Annotated in this window: 17 protein-coding genes and 1 tRNA gene; 7 read left to right on the forward strand and 11 right to left on the reverse strand. The window is 59.2% G+C overall.

Going from position 1 to position 20,215, the window contains the following annotated elements; genetic code table 11:
- Positions 1-43: 43 nt before the first annotated feature.
- The 8 genes from FAY22_RS09725 to FAY22_RS09760 form a co-directional block, all read right to left on the reverse strand.
- On the reverse strand, positions 44-2,899 hold the full coding sequence (locus FAY22_RS09725; RefSeq protein WP_146333397.1) for a 2-oxoglutarate dehydrogenase E1 component: 2,856 nt from the start codon (positions 2,897-2,899) through the stop codon (positions 44-46).
- Positions 2,900-3,129: 230 nt separating this feature from the next.
- The gene (gene gltA, locus FAY22_RS09730; protein ID WP_146330018.1) at positions 3,130-4,443 is read right to left on the reverse strand and encodes a citrate synthase; all 1,314 of its coding nucleotides are present in this window, start codon (positions 4,441-4,443) and stop codon (positions 3,130-3,132) included.
- 78 nt (positions 4,444-4,521) lie between these two features.
- Entirely contained in the window at positions 4,522-4,791 is a 270-nt protein-coding gene (locus tag FAY22_RS09735) for a succinate dehydrogenase assembly factor 2 (RefSeq protein ID WP_146330019.1), read from the reverse strand.
- 94 nt (positions 4,792-4,885) lie between these two features.
- Positions 4,886-5,596: a succinate dehydrogenase iron-sulfur subunit gene (locus FAY22_RS09740; protein ID WP_040041134.1), complete on the reverse strand. Its 711-nt coding sequence runs from the start codon at positions 5,594-5,596 to the stop codon at positions 4,886-4,888.
- A 9-nt stretch (positions 5,597-5,605) separates the two neighbouring features.
- Positions 5,606-7,384: a succinate dehydrogenase flavoprotein subunit gene (gene sdhA, locus FAY22_RS09745; RefSeq protein ID WP_146330020.1), complete on the reverse strand. Its 1,779-nt coding sequence runs from the start codon at positions 7,382-7,384 to the stop codon at positions 5,606-5,608.
- A 2-nt stretch (positions 7,385-7,386) separates the two neighbouring features.
- Positions 7,387-7,755 carry a succinate dehydrogenase, hydrophobic membrane anchor protein gene (sdhD, locus tag FAY22_RS09750; protein WP_146330021.1) on the reverse strand — a complete coding sequence of 123 codons (369 nt, stop codon included), beginning with the start codon at positions 7,753-7,755 and terminating at the stop codon, positions 7,387-7,389.
- 2 nt (positions 7,756-7,757) lie between these two features.
- Positions 7,758-8,168 carry a succinate dehydrogenase, cytochrome b556 subunit gene (sdhC, locus tag FAY22_RS09755; protein ID WP_146330022.1) on the reverse strand — a complete coding sequence of 137 codons (411 nt, stop codon included), beginning with the start codon at positions 8,166-8,168 and terminating at the stop codon, positions 7,758-7,760.
- Positions 8,169-8,306: 138 nt separating this feature from the next.
- On the reverse strand, positions 8,307-9,098 hold the full coding sequence (locus FAY22_RS09760; RefSeq protein ID WP_146330023.1) for a GntR family transcriptional regulator: 792 nt from the start codon (positions 9,096-9,098) through the stop codon (positions 8,307-8,309).
- 296 nt (positions 9,099-9,394) lie between these two features.
- Between FAY22_RS09760 and FAY22_RS09765 the strand changes: the two genes are divergently transcribed.
- The 6 genes from FAY22_RS09765 (at position 9,395) to FAY22_RS09785 (ending at position 16,557) form a co-directional block, all read left to right on the forward strand.
- On the forward strand, positions 9,395-10,384 hold the full coding sequence (locus tag FAY22_RS09765; RefSeq protein ID WP_146330024.1) for a malate dehydrogenase: 990 nt from the start codon (positions 9,395-9,397) through the stop codon (positions 10,382-10,384).
- 88 nt (positions 10,385-10,472) lie between these two features.
- Positions 10,473-11,444: a CoA ester lyase gene (locus tag FAY22_RS09770; protein WP_146330025.1), complete on the forward strand. Its 972-nt coding sequence runs from the start codon at positions 10,473-10,475 to the stop codon at positions 11,442-11,444.
- A gap of 58 nt (positions 11,445-11,502) precedes the next feature.
- On the forward strand, positions 11,503-11,970 hold the full coding sequence (locus FAY22_RS09775) for a hypothetical protein (RefSeq protein ID WP_146330026.1): 468 nt from the start codon (positions 11,503-11,505) through the stop codon (positions 11,968-11,970).
- A 108-nt stretch (positions 11,971-12,078) separates the two neighbouring features.
- Positions 12,079-14,790 (forward strand): aconitate hydratase AcnA, encoded by a 2,712-nt coding sequence (acnA, locus tag FAY22_RS09780; protein WP_146330027.1) that lies wholly within the window; start codon positions 12,079-12,081, stop codon positions 14,788-14,790.
- A 119-nt stretch (positions 14,791-14,909) separates the two neighbouring features.
- Entirely contained in the window at positions 14,910-15,074 is a 165-nt protein-coding gene (locus tag FAY22_RS21975) for a hypothetical protein (RefSeq protein WP_168204815.1), read from the forward strand.
- Between the two features lie 235 nt (positions 15,075-15,309).
- Positions 15,310-16,557, forward strand: coding sequence for a DUF2863 family protein (locus FAY22_RS09785; protein ID WP_146330028.1), 1,248 nt, complete (start codon positions 15,310-15,312; stop codon positions 16,555-16,557).
- An 18-nt stretch (positions 16,558-16,575) separates the two neighbouring features.
- Here FAY22_RS09785 and FAY22_RS09790 read toward each other — a convergent pair whose 3' ends face one another.
- From FAY22_RS09790 to FAY22_RS09800, 3 genes are all read right to left on the reverse strand, one after another.
- Positions 16,576-17,040 (reverse strand): CYTH domain-containing protein, encoded by a 465-nt coding sequence (locus FAY22_RS09790; protein ID WP_146330029.1) that lies wholly within the window; start codon positions 17,038-17,040, stop codon positions 16,576-16,578.
- Complete coding sequence (locus FAY22_RS09795; RefSeq protein ID WP_146330030.1) at positions 17,037-18,170, reverse strand: M14-type cytosolic carboxypeptidase; 1,134 nt, start codon at positions 18,168-18,170, stop codon at positions 17,037-17,039. The genes FAY22_RS09790 and FAY22_RS09795 overlap by 4 nt, the downstream gene beginning before the upstream one ends.
- A 114-nt stretch (positions 18,171-18,284) precedes the next feature.
- Positions 18,285-18,361: transfer RNA gene (locus FAY22_RS09800), tRNA-Pro, on the reverse strand.
- Positions 18,362-18,754: 393 nt separating this feature from the next.
- Here FAY22_RS09800 and FAY22_RS09805 point away from each other — a divergent pair.
- Positions 18,755-20,134 (forward strand): erythromycin esterase family protein, encoded by a 1,380-nt coding sequence (locus FAY22_RS09805; RefSeq protein WP_146330031.1) that lies wholly within the window; start codon positions 18,755-18,757, stop codon positions 20,132-20,134.
- Positions 20,135-20,215: the final 81 nt, after the last annotated feature.

The following is a 20,215-nucleotide window of genomic DNA, read 5'->3' on the forward strand; positions in this document are numbered from 1 at the left end:
GTTGTTCGTTCGGCGCGCCAGCTTCTAACGCGCCGTCGGGTCTTTACTTAGTCAGCACGAAGCCCTTGAGCTTCGAAAACGCGGTGTCGATCAATGCCTTCTGCTGCGCATAGTGCTTGTCGTAGTAACCGACAGCAGGCGATGCGCTGGCCGGACGGCCGGCGTAGGCGAGCTTCTGGCCATCTTCGAGGTTTTCGAAGATGTTGTGCTGGATCTGGAACCACGGTCCCTGGTTCTGCGGCTCGTCCTGCGCCCATACCAGCTCCGCGAGGTTCGGGAACTTGCGCAATTCAGCGTTGAACGCCTTGTGCGGGAACGGGTACAGCTGCTCGACGCGGATGATCGCCACATCCGATGCGCCGCGCTCCTTGCGGGCGTTGACCAGGTCGTAGTAAACCTTGCCGGAGCACGCCAGCACGCGCTTGACCTTCTTCGGATCGATCTTCTCGTCCACTTCGCCGATCACGGTCTGGAACGAGCCCTTCGCCAGTTCGGACAGCGGCGAGCCGGCATCCTTGTTACGTAGCAGCGATTTCGGCGTGGCGATAACCAGCGGCTTGCGGAACAGGCGGATCATCTGGCGGCGCAGCAGGTGGAAAATCTGCGCAGCCGTGGTCGGCTGCACCACTTGCATATTGTTGTCGGCGCATAGCTGCAGATAGCGTTCGAGGCGCGCGGACGAGTGTTCCGGGCCCTGGCCTTCATAACCGTGCGGCAGCATCATCACCAAGCCCGATGCGCGCCCCCACTTCACTTCGCCGGAGCTGATGAACTGGTCGATCACGACCTGCGCACCGTTGGCGAAGTCGCCGAACTGCGCTTCCCAGATCGTCAGCGTGTTCGGTTCTGCGGTCGAATAGCCGTATTCGAAGCCGAGTACCGCTTCTTCGGACAGCACAGAGTCGATGACGGTAAACGGCGCCTGGTTTTCAGACACGTTCTGCAGCGGGATATAAGTGCCGGCATCCCAACGCTCGCGCTTCTGGTCATGCAGCACGGCATGGCGGTGCACGAAGGTACCGCGGCCGGCATCCTGACCGGTCAGGCGCACGGCATAACCGGATGCTACCAGCGATGCGTAAGCGAGATGCTCGCCCATGCCCCAGTCGAGATTCATGTCTCCTTGGCCCATGGTGGCACGGTCGGCGAGAACCTTCTCGACCAGCGGATGCAACTTGAAGTTTTCCGGAACGCTCGTGATGCGCGATGCGAGACGCTTCAGTTCCGCCATCGGCACGGCGGTGTCGGCTGCATCGGTCCACTTGCGGTTAAGGAACGGCATCCAGTCGACTGCGTACTTGCTCTTGAAGTTGGAGATGACTGGATCGACCGTGTGCTTGCCTGCATCCATCGCGTCGCGATAAGCCTTGACCATTGCGTCGCCGGCATCAGCAGCAATGGTGCCTTGGGCAGAAAGCTTGTCCGCGTACAGCTTGCGCGTACCCGGATGCTGGCCGATCTTCTTGTACATCAGCGGCTGCGTCAGCGCCGGCGTATCCTGCTCGTTGTGGCCAAGCTTGCGGAAGCAGATGATGTCGACGACCACGTCCTTCTTGAACTCGAGGCGGAAATCGAGCGCGATCTGCGTTGCCAGCACGACGGCTTCCGGATCGTCGCCGTTGACGTGCAGCACCGGCGCTTCGATCATCTTCACGACGTCGGAGCAGTACAGCGTCGAACGCGTATCGCGCGGGTCGGAAGTGGTGAAACCAATCTGGTTGTTGATCACGATGTGAACTGTGCCGCCGGTGCCGTAGCCGCGGGTCTGCGCGAGGTTCAGGGTTTCCATCACGACGCCCTGACCGGCGAATGCGGCATCGCCGTGCACCAGGATCGGCATGACCTGCGAGCCATCCTTGTCGCCGCGGCGTTCCATACGTGCCTTGACCGAACCTTCGACGACCGGATTGACGATTTCGAGGTGCGACGGATTGAATGCGAGCGACAGGTGAATCGGACCGGCCGGGGTGGAGATGTCGGACGAGAAGCCTTGGTGGTATTTCACGTCGCCTGCCGGCAGATCGTCGGCATGACGGCCTTCGAATTCAGCGAACAGATCCTGCGGCATCTTGCCGAGAGTGTTTACCAGCACGTTCAGACGACCGCGGTGCGCCATGCCGATTACGATTTCCTGAACGCCCTTCTCACCCGCGCGCTGGATGGCTTCATCCAGGGAGGCGATGAAGCTCTCGCCGCCTTCCAGCGAGAAGCGCTTCTGGCCGACGTAACGGGTATGCAGGTAGCGCTCAAGGCCTTCTGCCGCAGTCAGTCGATCGAGAATGTGCTTCTTCTTCTCGGCGGTGAAATTCGGGGTGGAGCGTACCGACTCAAGTCGCTCCTGCATCCAGCGTTTCTGCGCCGGGTCGCTCATGTACATGAACTCGGCGCCGATCGAACGGCAGTACGTATCACGCAGGGATTGCAGCAAGTCGCGCAGCGAAGCGGTTTCCGGGCCAAAATACGTGTTGCTAATGTTAAACACGATATCCATGTCGGCATCGGCAAAACCGTAGAAACTCGGCTCCAGTTCGGGGATATTCGGACGTTCCTGGCGCTGCAGCGGGTCGAGGTTCGCCCAGCGGTTGCCAAGGAAGCGGTAGGCTGCGATCAGTTGGGTCGCGGCGACACGCTTGCGGCCCATTTCAACGTCGGCCGTCGCGGTCACGGTGCGGATCGGTCCTTGCTTGGCGCGTTCGGCGAAGGAGGCGATCACCGGTGCATGCGCGACATCCGGCTTGTTCGAGCCATCGACGGCGGGCACATGCTGCATGGCGTCGAAATACGCGCGCCAGTTGTCAGGCACGGAGCCAGGGTTGTTGAGGTACGCCTCGTACAGTTCTTCAACGTACGGCGCGTTGCCTCCAAACAGATAAGAGTTGGAGAAGTACTGCTGCATCATCTTGCTCACCTTTCTTCGCGTTTCGCGAGATTAGCGGGTTAATTTAACCTTCCGCGACACGGCCTGACCGATTAGCGGATTGCACATCAAGTTGTGGGGGGAAGGGCTACGTGACCTGAGGTGTTACCAATTTCTGGATTCGCTAGCATAGCATAATTATTTGCACCAAGAAAAAAGCGAGCCGCCGGGGCTCGCTTTTTTTCGGGCAATACTTTGCCACCGCCAGGCGATTAGCCGCGCTTGTCCATTGCCGGGACATCGCGCTTGGGCGAGCCGACGAACAGTTGGCGCGGGCGGCCGATCTTCTGCTCCGGATCCGAGATCATCTCGTTCCACTGCGCGATCCAGCCGACGGTGCGGGCCATTGCGAAGATACCAGTGAACAGCGAAACCGGGATGCCCAGCGCGCGCTGCACGATGCCGGAGTAGAAGTCGACGTTCGGGTAGAGCTTGCGCTGTACGAAGTAATCGTCTTCCAGCGCGATCTTTTCCAGCGCCATCGCCAGCTTGAACAGCGGATCGTCGTGCAGGCCGAGTTCGTTCAGCACTTCGTAGCAAGTTTCGCGCATCAGCTTGGCGCGCGGATCGTAGTTCTTGTACACGCGATGCCCGAAGCCCATCAGTTTGACGTTCGAGTTCTTGTCCTTGACCTTGGCGATGAACTCGCCGATGCGCTCGACGCCGCCCTGCTTCTGAATGTCTTCCAGCATGTTCAGCGCGGCCTCGTTCGCGCCGCCGTGTGCCGGTCCCCACAGGCATGCGATGCCGGCGGCGATACAGGCGAACGGGTTAGCACCGGAGGAGCCAGCCAGACGCACGGTCGAGGTCGATGCGTTCTGCTCGTGATCGGCATGCAGGATCAGGATACGGTCGAGCGCGCGCACCAGCACGTCATTGACCTTGTACTCGGCGCACGGCGTGGAGAACATCATGCGCATGAAGTTCGCGCTGTAGGACAGATCGTTGCGCGGATAGACGAAAGGCTGGCCGACGGAATACTTGTAGGACATCGCCACTAGGGTCGGCAGCTTGGCGATCAGACGGATCGCCGACACTTCGCGGTGATGCGGATCATTGATGTCGAGTGAATCGTGATAGAACGACGACAAGGCGCCGACGGTACCGACCAGCACCGACATCGGGTGCGCGTCGCGGCGGAAGCCGCGGAAGAAAAATTGCATCTGCTCGTGCACCATCGTGTGATTGGTGACGGTGCTGACGAATTTCTGCTTTTGCGCTGCGTTCGGCAACTCGCCGTTCAGCAGCAGATAGCAGGTTTCCAGGAAGTCGCAGTTGACTGCGAGTTGCTCGATCGGGTAACCACGGTACAGCAACTCACCCTTGTCGCCGTCGATATAGGTGATCGACGAATTGCAGGCTGCGGTCGACATGAAACCCGGGTCGTAGGTGAACTTGCCGGTCGCGCCGTACAGCTTGCGAATGTCGATAACGTCAGGGCCGACGGTGCCCTTGTAAATAGGAAGGTCCAGCGACGGGGAACCGTCGGAGAACGACAGGGTTGCTTTGGTTTCAGAATTGGTCATGGCTCTTCCTTCAAATGAGGAGGGGTGAGTCGATAGTTAAAAAAAACGAAAAACAAAAACCCGATGATGGCATCTGTTTCATGCAGTGCGCAGTTTTGCCAGCAGCGTGTGAACATGAGGCAAGTCCACCTCACCGCTTGGCTCCTTGCGTGCCAGAAGCAAATCCATCAATTCGTTATCCGCCAGTTCCATCAAACGCGAAAACGCGTCAACCTCTTCATCGGTCAAACTGGCTTCGTGCGCGTCGAGAAAACGCGTCACGATCAGATCGTTCTCGAGCAGACCGCGACGGGCGCGCCAACGCAAGCGAGCGCGTTTGACCGGGTCTGTCTGATGGGTAATAGACATAAATCCTCATTCGCTTTATTTCGTTTGCCCTCATGTAAACGAAGGCAAATGGAATAAGGCGGAAGCAGTATCCTCTTCCGCCCTTGCATGGAACTTACACCGTACGGCGCACCATCAGCTCCTTGATCTTGCCGATCGCACGCGTCGGGTTCAACCCCTTCGGGCAAACGTCGACGCAGTTCATGATCGTGTGGCAACGGAACAGGCGGTATGGATCTTCCAGGTTATCCAGACGCTCGTTAGTAGCCTGATCGCGGCTGTCGGCAATGAAGCGGTATGCCTGCAGCAGGCCCGCCGGCCCGACGAACTTGTCCGGATTCCACCAGAACGACGGGCAGGACGTCGAGCAGCAAGCGCACAGGATACACTCATACAGACCGTCGAGCTCTTCGCGCTCCTCTGGCGACTGCAGACGCTCTTTCTCTGGAGGAATCGTATCGTTGATCAGGTACGGCTTGATCGAATGGTATTGCTTGAAGAACTGCGTCATATCCACGATCAGATCGCGGATCACCGGCAAGCCGGGCAACGGGCGCAGGACGATCGGTTCGGTCAGCTCGTTCAGGTTGGTGGTGCAGGCCAGGCCGTTCTTGCCGTTGATGTTCATCGCATCCGAACCGCACACGCCTTCGCGGCAGGAGCGGCGCAGCGCCAGCGAGTCGTCCACGTCAGCCTTGATGCGCTGCAGGGCATCCAGCAGCATCTTGTCGGTGTCCTGCAGGGTCACCGTCAGATCCTGCATGTACGGCTTTTCGTCCTTGTCCGGATCGTAACGGTAGATTTGGAATTTAAGAGTACGTGCCATGTTCTTACCTTAGAAAGTACGTGCTTTAGGCTGGAAGGTTTCCACGGTCAGCGGCTTGGTGTTGACCGGCTTGTATTCAAGGCGATTGCCTTCGGAGAACCACAGCGTATGCTTCATCCAATTGACGTCGTCGCGCTTCTCGTAGTCGCGATGCGCATGGGCGCCACGCGATTCCTTGCGAGCAACTGCGGATGTAATGGTCGCCTTGGCGGTCTCAATCAGGTTATCGAGCTCCAGCGCTTCGACACGCGCCGTGTTGAATACCTTCGACTTGTCCTTGAACGCGACATGCTTGCGACGCTCGTCCAGCTCCATGATTTTCTTGTAGCCGGTTTCCAGCAGTTCGTCGGTACGGAACACGCCGCAGTACTGCTGCATCGTCGAACGAATTGCGTTCGCAACATCCTGCACGCGCTCGGAACCGGTGCTGCTTTCCAGACGCGCCAGGCGCGACAAAGCGAGATCGGCAGCGTCCGCCGGCAGCGGCTTGTGTTCCTTCTGCTTCAGGTTCTGCGCAACGATGTGATTGCCGGCGGCGCGGCCGAACACCACCAGGTCGAGCAGCGAATTGGTGCCAAGGCGATTGGCGCCATGCACCGAGACGCAAGCGCATTCGCCGATTGCGTACATGCCATTGACGACTTCGCGCGGGTTGCCGTTCTTCGGTGCCACGACCTGGCCGTTGATGTTGGTCGGGATACCGCCCATCTGGTAGTGAATGGTCGGCACGACCGGGATTGGCTCCTTGGTCGCATCGACGTTGGCGAACTTGTGGCCGATTTCCAGAATCGACGGCAGGCGCTTCTTGATGGTATCGGCGCCGATGTGGCGCAGATCCAGCAGCACGTGGTCCTTGTTCGGGCCGCAGCCGCGACCTTCCTTGATTTCCTGGTCCATCGAACGCGACACGAAGTCACGCGGCGCCAGATCCTTCAGGGTCGGCGCATAACGCTCCATGAAGCGCTCGCCATTGGCATTGATCAGGATACCGCCCTCGCCGCGCACACCTTCGGTAATCAGCACGCCCGCACCGGACACGCCGGTCGGGTGGAACTGCCAGAATTCCATGTCCTGCAGCGGCAGGCCGGAACGCGCCGCCATGCCCATACCATCGCCGGTATTGATGAAGGCGTTGGTCGAAGCGGCAAAGATACGGCCCGCACCGCCGGTTGCGAACAGCGTCGTCTTGGCTTCGAGAATCATCACATCGCCGGTTTCCATTTCCAGCGCGACTACGCCCAGCACATCGCCATCTTGGTCACGAACCAGGTCGATTGCCATCCACTCTACGAAGAAATGGGTCTTGGCGCGCACGTTACGCTGATACAGCGTGTGCAGCAGCGCGTGGCCGGTACGGTCGGCGGCGGCGCAAGCGCGTTGCACCGGCTTTTCGCCGAAGTTGGCGGTGTGTCCGCCGAACGGACGCTGGTAAATCGTGCCATCCGGATTGCGGTCGAACGGCATGCCGAAGTGCTCCAACTCGTACACGACCTTGGGAGCCTCACGGCACATGAATTCGATCGCATCCTGGTCACCCAGATAGTCGCCCCCCTTGACGGTGTCGAACATGTGCCAGTACCAGTTGTCCTCGGACATGTTGCCGAGCGATGCGCCGATGCCACCCTGCGCCGCAACGGTGTGCGAGCGGGTCGGGAACACCTTCGACAAGACGGCGACATTCAGGCCGGCTTCAGCCAACTGCAGCGAAGCACGCATACCGGAACCGCCGGCGCCGACGATCACTGCATCAAAACGACGAACAGGAATAGATTGTTTGATTGCTGCCACGATTACACTCTCCAGATAATCTGCGCGGCCCAGCCAGCGCAACCGACCAGCCACAGGAGTGTGGCAACTTGGAATACGAGTCGCAGTGCGACGGATTTGGTGACGTAATCCATCCAGACGTCACGCATGCCGACCCAGGCGTGATAGAACAGCGACAGGAGGGCGACGAAGGTGGCGATCTTGAACCACTGCCGTGCGAATAGACCCGCCCAGCCCTCATAGCTGAAATTCGAACCAGCCAGGAAAGATAACAGCAGGATGATGGTATACAACGCCATGACGATTGCGGTCACGCGCTGCGCGAGCCAATCCCTCAATCCGTAATGCGCACCGACGACCAGGCGCTTCGGTCCAATATTGTTGTTTGCCATGTTTAGAATGCTCCGAACAGTTTCAATGCAACCAGTGCGGCCAGCGGCAGGCTGACGGCGAAGACGGCGACGGAAGACTTGCGCGCGCTGTTCTTGTCCAGACCCATGTGCAGATCCATCAGCAGGTGACGCACACCGGCGCAGAAGTGATGCAGATACGCCCAGGACAACGCCAGGACCGCGAGCTTAACCAGCGGATGGGAGACGTAACCCTTGAAGTATTCGAACGAAATTTCGGAAGTGAGGCTCTTGTCCAACAGGTACAAGATGAAGGGCAACAGCAAGAATATCAGCATGCCGCTGATACGGTGCAGAATGGAGACAATCCCCGCCAGTGGCAACCGGTAATGAACGGTTTGAGCAAAACTCATTACATTGAATTGCCGCCGACTCTTCTTTACGGCTTCGGACATACAAGACCTCCCAGTGCTTAATAATCCCGTAATTTTCGCCTATTTTGTGCAGCACACCAATAGGTATTCTTCCCTCTGGCAATATATCTTTTCGTCAATCAGTAAAATCCCTGATTGCATCGACCATTGCCCGGAACATCAGCTCAGCTCGTTTTGATAGTGATGATGATCCGTCAAATACAATCCGCGCCGCACCTCCACCGGTTTGTCACCATAGGTAAAGGAGACGCGCTCCACGCTCAACAAAGGGGTATGCACCGCAACCTGCAACAATTCGGACGTCGCCTCGTCGGCGCTGACCGCGCGGATTTTCTCGGTCGCACGAATCATGCGCGTACCGAATTCGGTCTCAAACAAGCCGTACATCGGCCCCTTGTATTCGACCAACCGCTCGGCGGTCAGCCCCTTGAATATCGCCCCAGGCAGCCAGAGCTCCTCGACGATGATAGGCTCGCCGTCGAACGATTGGACGCGCTTGATGAAAACAACGGAATCGCCGGACTTGATATCCAGTAGGCGCGCAACTTCTGCAGGCGCCCGCAGTCTCTTGACTTCCAGGATCTTGTTGTCGGCACTGTGCGGGTCGCCGGCATCCGGCATCAACCGCAGAAATCGGAATTGCGCGCGATCTTCATGATGCGTCGCGACGAAAGTCCCCTTCCCCTGCCTGCGCACTACCAGATTTTCCGCGGCGAGCTCGTCGATTGCCTTGCGCACGGTGCCCTGACTGACCTTGAAGCGATTGGCCAACTCGACCTCGCTGGGAATCAACTCGCCCGGCTTCCATTCGCCGGACTGCAGGCTTTGCGTAATGAGCGCCTTGATTTGCTGGTAGAGGGGACTGAAGGTTGGAGAAACCCCAGAAGCAGATGCCCCCGCCCCTGCGGCAGGAACGCCGTTGACAATCGGATTGGGAGGGATGGAGCTCATAGGCGTGGATTTCACCACAAAACACCCATTGCCGTCTAGAAAAAAGTGCTAAGTAATATGTCTTATATAAGATATAAGATAGCCGTTGACAGAGGCACCATGTCGTCCTACACTCGCTGGCGATATTTACATGTTGCAAGCCGGGTGAAAAGCGATAATTTATTGCTATGCACAATGGCCGGTCTTGACGAGGACACGGCTGTGACTTGGTAGGTTTTCAACGGTATTATTACAGGCTTGCTGGATTTCTCACAAAATTCCAGACACCGTTTTCATTCCCACTTTGGAGATTCATCATGGCTAAAGCCCCTATGCGCGTTGCCGTCACCGGCGCCGCCGGCCAAATCGGCTATTCCCTGCTGTTCCGCATCGCTAACGGCGACATGCTGGGCAAAGATCAGCCGGTTATCCTGCAATTGCTCGAAATCCCCGATGAAAAGGCCCAAAAGGCGCTCAAGGGCGTGATGATGGAGATCGACGATTGCGCATTCCCGCTGCTGGCTGGCATGACCGCGCATAGCGACCCGATGACCGCATTCAAGGACGCCGACGTCGCCCTGCTGGTCGGCGCACGCCCGCGCGGCCCAGGCATGGAACGCAAGGACCTGCTCGAAGCAAATGCACAAATCTTCACAGTGCAGGGCAAGGCCCTCGACGCCGTCGCTTCGCGCAACGTCAAGGTGTTGGTGGTCGGCAATCCGGCCAACACCAATGCCTATATTGCAATGAAGTCCGCTCCGAATCTGCCGGCCAAGAACTTTACCGCGATGCTGCGCCTGGACCACAACCGCGCACTGACCCAACTGGCACAAAAGGTTGGCAAGCCGATCACCTCGATCGAAAAGCTGTGCGTGTGGGGCAACCACTCCCCGACCATGTACGCCGATTTCACCCACGCCACCATCGACGGCCAGCCGGCGAAGGCACTGGTGAACGACGACGTCTGGACCAAGGACGTATATCTGCCGACCGTCGGCAAGCGCGGTGCGGCGATCATCGAAGCACGCGGCCTGTCCTCCGCCGCTTCGGCAGCCAACGCGGCAATCGATCATGTGCGTGACTGGGTACTCGGCACGAACGGCAAGTGGACCACGATGGGCATTCCGTCCGATGGCTCCTACGGCATCCCGGAAGGTACCGTGTTCGGCTTCCCGGTAACCACCGAAAACGGCGAGTACAAGATCATCAAGGGCTTGGAAATCGACGCCTTCTCGCAAGAGCGCATCAACCTGACGCTGAAAGAGCTGATGGAAGAGCGTGACGGCGTGAAGCACCTGGTAGGCTGACGCTTTACCAAAAAGGGACGCGGCCGCTTGTGGACGGGCCGCGTCCCTTGCTACACTGCCCTCCTGTTCCATCTGATTGTCGCTGCACATGCATCCCTCCGAGGTCTTATTCCAGGGCACCCGCAAACCGGTTTCGATTCCGGCCTGTGATCACTATGCCGGTTCCGAAAAACTGATGCATAAGTCGATCGCCTTGCAACAAGAGCTTGGCCCAGTATTCGACATCACTCTCGACTGCGAGGACGGCGCTTCCGCCGGCAACGAAAAGGCACACGCCGAGATGGTGGCGGCGCTGGTCAACAGCGACGCGAACCAGTTCAATCGCATCGGCGCGCGCGTGCATGACCTGACGCATCCGCATTTCGAAAAAGACGTTTCCATTATCTGCAAGGGCGCCGCCAGACGCCTTGCCTATCTGGCCGTGCCGAAAGCAGAAAGCGTCGACGAGGTCGCGCGCGCAATCGACATTATCAATCGCCACGCAAAAAAGGCCGGCCGGGAAGACCTGCCGGTGCACGTACTGATCGAGAGCCATGGCGCCCTGGCCGATGTTTTCTCGATTGCTGCACTGCCGCAGGTCGAATGCCTGTCGTTCGGCATCATGGATTTCGTATCCGCGCATTACGGCGCTGTCCCGGGCAATGCGATGCGCTCGCCGGGCCAGTTCACGCACCCGCTGGTGGTACGTGCGAAGCTCGAAATCTCGGCCGCCTGTCACGCCTACGGCAAGGTGCCATCGCATAACGTGACTACGGATATCAAGGAACCCGCGACGGTGGCAAACGACGCCGCCCGCGCTGCGGCAGAATTCGCCTACACGCGGATGTGGAGTATCCATCCGGACCAGATCAAACCTATACTGAAGGCACTCTCGCCGCGCAGTTCCGAAGTCAGCGAAGCCGCCAGCATCCTGACCGAGGCCCAAGCCGCGCAGTGGGGCCCGATACAGCATAACGGCAGGCTGCACGACCGCGCCAGCTATCGCTACTACTGGACGATATTGCAGCGCGCGAAGGCAAACGGCATGCCGATACCGGAATCAGCTGGGAGTCTATTGTGAAGTACCCGCGTCGCCCACATGAATTGAACAACACCCGGCGCGCACCAAAGGAAATTGCATGAAAGCCATAAACACACTCGTTCTTTTGATCGCCAGCGCGGCAGCCGCAGCATTGGCCGCAACGCCCGCCATGGCACAGGGCACCTCCGCCGCAGCACATGCTTCCAAGAAAGGGCAGGCGAAAAAGGCACTGGCCAAACCGGCTCCAGCCGATGAAGATGAGAAGGAACCGGACATTACGGGACTACAGCCGGTCGAATTTCACTGCGAACTCGGCAATAATCTGACCATTTATCGCAGTCCGAACGACGACCAGCAAATTGCGCTACGCTGGAACAAGCGCCTGCATCAGATGATGCGCGTGACAACTACAACCGGTGCCAACCGTTTCGAAAATGCGAAGAAAGGGCTGGTCTGGATCGGTATTCCGGCGAAGGGGATATTACTCGATTCCAAGAAGGGACATCAGCTTGCGAATGAATGCAAGAACAGCGAACAGGCGCTGAAGGCGGATTCAAAAGGCTGATGCAGTCCAGATAGATCGAACGGCGCCCGGGCATGTACCGGGCGTCTTGCTTGTACGGCTTGAAATTCATTTGTCACCAGTTCAGTTTTCAATAACAAAGGAGAGGCTATGTCCCGCAACACTCTGAACACGCTCAAGGAATTCAATCTCTCGGGCTCCAAGAAGGGCCAGTTCTATTCGCTTCCCGCGCTGGCGAAGAAACTCGACGTGAATCTATCGCGCCTGCCGGTATCAATCCGTATCGTCCTGGAGTCGGTGCTGCGCAATTGCGACGGACAGAAGGTCACCGAAGAGCACGTCAAGCAACTCGCGAACTGGAGCCCGACGGCGGCGCGCGTCGATGAAATTCCGTTCGTGGTCGCGCGCGTGGTACTGCAGGACTTCACCGGCGTTCCTCTCCTGGCCGACCTGGCGGCAATGCGCGGCGTGGCAAGCAAGATGGGCAAGAAGCCGAAGAACATCGAGCCGCTGGTGCCGGTGGACCTCGTCGTCGACCACTCGGTGCAGGTCGACTACTTCCGCGACAAGAAAGCGCTCGACCTGAACATGAAGCTGGAATTCCAGCGCAACAACGAGCGTTACCAGTTCATGAAGTGGGGCATGCAGGCATTCGATACCTTCGGCGTGGTGCCTCCCGGCTTTGGCATCGTGCACCAGGTCAACCTCGAATACCTGGCGCGCGGAGTGCATAACAAGGATGGCGTGTTCTACCCCGACACCCTGGTCGGCACCGACTCCCACACCACCATGATCAACGGCATCGGCGTAGTCGGCTGGGGCGTGGGAGGCATCGAGGCCGAAGCGGGCATGCTGGGCCAGCCGGTGTATTTCCTGACCCCGGACGTGATCGGCGTGAACCTGACCGGCCAGTTGCGCGAAGGTGTCACCGCCACCGACCTGGTACTGACCATCACCGAAATGCTGCGCAAGGAAAAGGTCGTCGGCAAGTTCGTCGAATTCTTCGGCGAAGGCACCGCGTCGCTTTCGACCACCGACCGCGCGACGATTGCCAACATGGCGCCGGAATACGGCGCGACAATGGGCTTCTTCCCGGTCGATGAAGCCACCATCGACTACTTCAAGGGTACCGGCCGCAGCAAGGCCGAGATCGATGCTTTCGAAAACTATTTCAAGGCGCAAGGCCTGTTTGGCATTCCGAAGGATGGCGACATCGACTACACCAATGTGGTCACGCTCGATCTCGGGGCCGTCGCGCCGTCGCTGGCCGGCCCGAAGCGGCCGCAGGACCGGATCGAAATCGGCCACGTAAAATCGACCTTCCAAGACCTGTTCTCCAAGCCGGTATCGCAGAACGGCTTCAACAAAAAGGCGGAAGATTTGGAAGCCGAGTATGAGACCTCGGACGGCATCAAGGTCAAGAGCGGAGATGTGTTGATCGCGGCGATCACTTCCTGCACCAACACCTCGAATCCGAGCGTGCTGCTGGCCGCCGGCCTGCTGGCCAAGAAGGCGGTGGAAGCCGGCCTTACCGTTGCGCCGCACATCAAGACTTCGCTCGCACCCGGCTCGCGCGTGGTCACCAAATACCTGGAAGCGGCCGGCCTGCTGCCCTACCTTGAAAAACTGGGCTTTGGCGTGGCAGCATACGGTTGCACCACCTGCATCGGCAATGCCGGCGACCTGACCGCCGAGCTGAATGAAGCCATCGTCAAGAACGACATCGTCGCGGCGGCAGTGCTGTCGGGCAATCGCAACTTCGAAGCGCGCATTCACCCGAACATCCGCGCCAACTTCCTGGCGTCGCCGCCGCTGGTCGTCGCTTATGCGATCGCCGGCAACGTCACCAGGGACTTGATGACGGAACCGGTCGGCAAGGGCAAGGGCGGCAAGGATATTTTCCTTGGAGACATCTGGCCGACTTCGCAGGAAATCGGCAAGCTGATGAAATTCGCGATGAACGCGTCTGTCTTCAAGGAAAACTACGCGGAAGTCAAGGAAGCGCCCGGCAAGCTGTGGGAGCAGATCAAGGGCGTGGCCAAGGGTGAAGTGTACAACTGGCCCCAATCGACTTACATCGCGGAACCGCCATTCTTCGCCGATTTCGGCATGGAACCGAAGGCTGCCGCGACCGGCATCTCGGGTGCACGCGCACTGGGCGTGTTCGGCGATTCGATCACGACCGACCATATCTCTCCGGCCGGCTCGATCAAGGAATCCAGCCCGGCAGGCAAGTGGCTGCTGGAAAACGGGGTCACGAAGGCCGACTTTAATTCCTACGGTTCGCGCCGCGGCAACCATGAAGTCATGATGCGCGGCACCTTTGCCAACGTGCGCATCAAGAATCTGATGATCCCGCCCAAGGAAGACGGTTCGCGCGTCGAAGGCGGCCTGACGGTGCACCAACCGAGCGGCGAGCAAATGTCGATTTACGATGCCGCGATGAAGTACGTCGGCGACGGCGTCCCGACCATGGTATTCGCCGGCGAAGAGTACGGCACCGGTTCGTCGCGCGACTGGGCTGCCAAAGGCACGCAGCTACTGGGCGTGAAGGCGGTGGTCGCGCGTTCCTTCGAACGCATCCACCGCTCCAACCTGGTCGGCATGGGCGTGCTGCCGCTGCAATTCCTCGGCGACGACAGCGTGCAGTCGCTCGGCATCACGGGCAATGAAACATTCGACCTGCAAGGCCTCGAAGGCGACCTCAAGCCGCAGCAGCAAGTCACGCTGGTGATCAACCGTGCCAACGGCGAGAAGCAGGAAGTACAAGTCTTGTTGCGCATCGATACGCCGATCGAAGTCGACTATTACAAGCACGGCGGCATCCTGCCCTTCGTTCTGCGGCAACTGCTCGCGGCATAAGGAGCCGGACGGCGACGCAATGTGCAAGCCGGACGTAAGAATCCACAGGTAGTCTTGAATCAAGGAAAACGCCGGTTGATCCGGCGTTTTCTTTAAATCAATAATTCAGGAGACAAACCATGTGGAAAATTTTTGCAGGATTTATGGCGTTCGCGCTGGCTGCCTTGTTCTTCATCATGAAGGGCGGCGACAAGGTGGATATGCAAGGCGAAGCAGGCGGTCACGAGCCAGTCGCCTCCGCCCCGGCCGCATCGGCTTCACCGGCACACGCCGAATCAAAGTAAGCGCCCCGTTTTGCAGCCGCATGGCGTCGTGCTATGCGGCTTTTTTATTTTCCCGCCCCCTATTCCTAACAGTTGTCCGCCGGTGCATCGAAATCTTTATCGAAGTGCATGCCTTTAAACGCGACCCGGCGCCCCAATATGATTTTTTCATGCTCCGGCGCGATCCATCTCGGCCGGCATACGTTGAATCTAATACAATAACAACACCTCTCTTCGCCTTCTCCTTTTATCCGTCATGCGCCGTTTTTCCAAAAGTTCACCCAACAGGCTGTCAGGTGACAGCCAACGTCTGGTTGCCTTATCTCAAGGCAAGACACAGGCGGCAAGTCGCCTGGAGGAACGCGGCTGGGAACGCTGCGTGGACACCTTGCTGCACAAGCTGCTGAAATCGGGGCACCAGGACACGATCGACGCAGCCCTGGAGCACTTGTTCAAAACCGACCTTCCCGCGTACGACACGCTGATGGAATCGGTCGAAGCCAACAGCGAGTCCTGCACGCTCGAACACGACGGCATGCAGTACGACGTGCTGCTGATCGCCGCGCCGGTCCTGGCCTGGACACGGTTTACGATTGCGTCCGGCACCATTCCGGACGAGATGCGCACGACCTTGTCCGCGCATCTGCATGGCCACTTGCTGGCGCCCGATACCCATCTTGCGCTACAACCGACGCTTTTTTCGATCGATCAATTGCCGCGCACCCATGCCGAAACGTTCGCCCTGACCCAGCGCATGGCCCAGTCCGCCGTCAAGGGCCTTGCGCTTCGGCCTCTCGCCAATCCGCCGGAAACGGCTCCCTTCCTCGCCGACACGCGCTATCTGCTGGCAGCCGTGGCCGCGCGCAGCGGCGAGCCGCTGTTTGCATGGCAAGCATCGCTGCATCTTTCCGACCGCATGCAGGCGCTGGCGCAATGGCGTGCGCAGGCGACGCCAAATATCATGTCGCTGCTGCCCGGTTGCGGTGTCGAACTGCTAATGCCGGAAGCGTATTACATTGCCTGCCGCGAGGCGGACAAGGAAATCCGGCCGGCGTCCATCCGGGCGGCGGTACATTACCTGACCAATACACTCAGCGTCGATACGAGCGGGCTGCGCGCCATCATCGGCGGTTTCAGCGAAGACCCGGTCGCCGGACACGTCGACGAATATCGCGTCGCGTTTACGCTGCGCCAGAATCCGGAAGTCGTTTATGGCGTCGTATGGCCACTATATGGCCAGGAAGACGAGGAAGAAACCGTCAGCCCCACGCTGGAGGCGGTGATGATGCCGGAAAGCGTGTCGCAGGAATTGCGCACGCCGATCGAAGAAATCGTGGCACTGCTGCGTGCCTGCGGCATCACGCATATCAAGCGGCATAGCGAACGCTTTCCGATGGAGTTCTGCGACGACTGCGGCGCGCCCTTGTATCCGGATGCCGAAGGCGAACTGGTGCACGCCGAAATGCCCGAGGATGCGCCAAGCGGAACCGAGCATTTCCACTGACGCCCTTGGCATTACGCCTCACCACCTGACATAGGGGTGGCGCAGCAGATTCGCATTGTAGTAGCGCGCATCGTGCGTCACCTCCTGCCCTATCCAAGCCGGTTTGGCAAACGCCTGGTCTTCGCTCTCGAGTTCGACTTCCGCCACCACCAGTCCGGAGTTTTCGCCCAGGAACTCATCGACTTCCCAGGTCAAGCCCTGATACGGAATGCGATAGCGATATTTTTCGATGATAGGTCGCTCGCACAGATTGTCGAGAAACGCCTGCGCATCTTCCAGCGGAATCGGATATTCCCATTCGCTGCGCGTGGCACCTACAGTGCGGCCCTTGATCGTCAGCATTGCGCCTTCACCTTCAATGCGCACCCGCACAATGCGCTCCGGTGACGACGACAGGTAGCCTTGGCGCAGCAATACACCCTGCCCCATCGTCTTCCAGCGTTCGTCCGTCACCAGAAACTTGCGTTCTATTTCGACGCTCACGACCGTCCCCGCGTGATCGAGTGCAGGATCGGTTGCAGCATCGCGCCCCCCAGCCTGGCGCTGCGTGCGCCGTTCCAGCCGACCTCGGGATCGGGCAATGAAGCGTTGTCCTTGAACGGCATCTCCAGCGTCAGCGATATGCACTTGAACGTGTGGCCGATATATTTCGATGCCAGCTGCAACATGTCGGCGCGGTATTTGCTAGCCTCGTAGCCATGTTCGGTCTGGAAATCCGGGCTGGCCAGCTTAAAGCTGTCGATAAATACTTGTTGTTCGGCAGCCTGCCGTTCGCTGAATCCCTCCAGCATTTCGCAGCCTGCGACGAAGACATGAGGCAGGCTTTCGTCGCCATGAATGTCGAGGAACAGGTCGCAACCGACTTCATGGATCTTGTTTTTCACAAAAAAGACTTCCGGGCTTCTTTCCATCGACGGCGCGACCCATTCGCGGTTCAGGTTGGCGCCGGCCGCATTGGTGCGAAGATTGCCGCGCACCGAGCCGTCCGGATTCATGTTTGGCACGATGTAGAGCGCTGCTTGCTGCAAAAGCTTACTCGCAATCGGATTGGCGCGATCCAGCAATGCGTCGATCATCCCTTCAACCAGCCATTCGGCCATGGTTTCGCCCGGATGCTGGCGCGCGATAACCCACACCTTGGCCGCCGCATCTGGGTTGCCGATCACGGCCAGGTCAAGGTCTCGGCCATCCACGGTGGCGCCGAGGCGTTCGACGCGGGCAAACGGATGTTTTTCCACCTTGCCCAACAGGCGCAAATGGCGTTCCCAGGAATAAGGTTCGAAATACGCGTAGTACACGCTGTCACGTTCCGGCACGTGACGTACCGTCAGCACCTGTCCGTCGTATGTCGTCGGCACCCTGAACCAGTTTTCAAGGTCGTAGCTGGCGACCGCCTGATAGTTTTCCCATCCTTGCGGGAATGCGGCCTGCCCGGCATTCAGGAAGCGCATGACGCACTCCTGACCGCGCGCGCCCTGCAGCCGGAAATGGAACCATTGCAGGAAATCGGCATGATTATCCTTGCGCAGAGTGAGATCGATCGTGACGGGACTGTCGGCGCGAATGACTTCGATGGCGCCGGCGTCGAACTGCTGGCTGATAGTGATGGGCATGATATGGCGTGACACCGGTTGAGCGGGTTGGCGATGAGTCCGGGAGGCAAGACATCCCAAGCCACAATAGAAAAAGCCGGATTGCTCCGGCTTGTTCTAACTGCTTGATTCTATTGGTCGGGGCGGGGAGATTCGAACTCCCGACCCCTTGCACCCCATGCAAGTACGCTACCAGGCTGCGCTACGCCCCGACGAAGCCTTACATTATAGCAGAGCGATAACGGTTTCTACCATGCATGCCAGAAATCTCTATCACTGCTTCCTGTTGTCCGCGTCGGGCGCCATGACAAAGCCCTGAACGCTGTCGCCGCTCAATGCAGTCTTACGATTGATGGGCGGCTTCGTGCGCCCGCCTACGCCATTCGCAGCTGGCAAACGAAATCGGGGCTCGCACTCATGCTTATTTTCCAGAGTAACGACCTGTCCGTTGAGGTATGCCTTTCAGCCATCCCGCGCCCTCTGTTCCTTTGTGAACTTTTGAATCCGCGCGCGACCGAATGCTATGACGCCGGTGCCGTTCGAGCGTCTACGGAAGCCTTCGCGCCGACGAGTCACCGGCGTAGCAACGATGCAAGAGGCTCCCTATGTCTGACCGTTCCCTGCACGAAGCGCTACGGCATGAAGTCCAGGCCATCACGCGTGACGAAGATTATGATTCCATCATTGAACAGCTGGGCAATGTGTCGATCGTGCTGCTGGGCGAAGCCACGCACGGCACGCACGAGTTCTATCGAGACCGTGCCGAAATCAGCAAACGCCTGATTGCAAAAAAAGGATTCGACGCCATTGCCGTCGAAGCGGACTGGCCGGATGCGTTGCGCGTAAGCCGGTATGTGCAGGGCGCGAGCCGCTACCACGTTAAATCCCATTCATCCGCCCCCGACATGCTGCCGGAAGAAGCCCTCGGAAATTTCCAGCGCTTTCCGCAATGGATGTGGCGCAACACCGAGATCGTCGCGCTAGTCGATTGGCTGCGTACGCATAATCAGGGGATCGAAGAGGCCGGGCGCCGCGTCGGCTTTTACGGCCTCGACCTGTACAGCTTGCGCAGTTCGATGGATGCCGTGGTGCGCTATCTGTCGCAGGTCGACCCCGAGGCAGCCAAGCGCGCCCGCGCGCGCTACGGCTGCTTCGACCACTCGGCGGAAGACCCGCAACGCTATGGTTATGCGGCGACCTTTGGCATGAGAAAGGATTGCGAGGATGAAGTGGTGCGCCAATTGATCGAGCTGCAATCCGAGACGCAACGGCAACTGGAAGGCCGCCTCGACGGCTTGCCGCAGGCTGCGATCGACGAGCTGTTTTACGCGCAGCAGAATGCGCGGGTCGCACAAAATGCGGAAGCCTATTACCGCGCGATGTTCCAGGGGCGCGACGAATCCTGGAACCTGCGCGACACGCACATGGCAAATACCCTGCAGGCGCTGCGAGAGCACATTGCCAGGCGCAAGGGCGGCCGTGCCAAGGTCATCGCGTGGGCCCACAACTCCCATATCGGCGACGCCAGGGCGACGGAGATGGGCGAGCGCGGGCAGCTCAATCTCGGACAGCTGGTACGCGAACAGGCGGGCCAAGACTGCTTCCTGCTCGGTTTCACCACCCACGCCGGCACCGTCACGGCGGCGTCCGACTGGGATGCGCCGGCGGAACTGAAGACGGTGCTCCCGTCGGCGGCGGACAGTTTCGAGCATCTGCTGCACGACACCCGCGTGCCCGGCTTTTTCGTGCCGATTCGCGGCACGCCGCACGTGCAGGAATTGCTGAGCGAACGCCGCATGGAACGCGCGATCGGCGTGCTCTACCTTCCCGAATCCGAACGCGCGAGCCATTACTTCCATGCCCATATGGCGCAACAGTTCGACGCCGTCATCCATTTCGACCGGACGCATGCGCTACAACCGCTCGATCTCTCGCCGCACTGGGCGCATGAGGGAGTTCCGGATACCTATCCATACGGCGTGTAGCGCCCCTGCACAAGAGGCCTGCATTTTTCGCCCCTCGCGAAGGCGCAGGCGCGCCCCCACCATTCGCGCCTGCCGGCGCCG

Origin of the sequence: Noviherbaspirillum sp. UKPF54 (genome assembly GCF_007874125.1) — a bacterium.
In the GTDB taxonomy this organism is placed as follows: Bacteria; Pseudomonadota; Gammaproteobacteria; order Burkholderiales; family Burkholderiaceae_D; genus Noviherbaspirillum.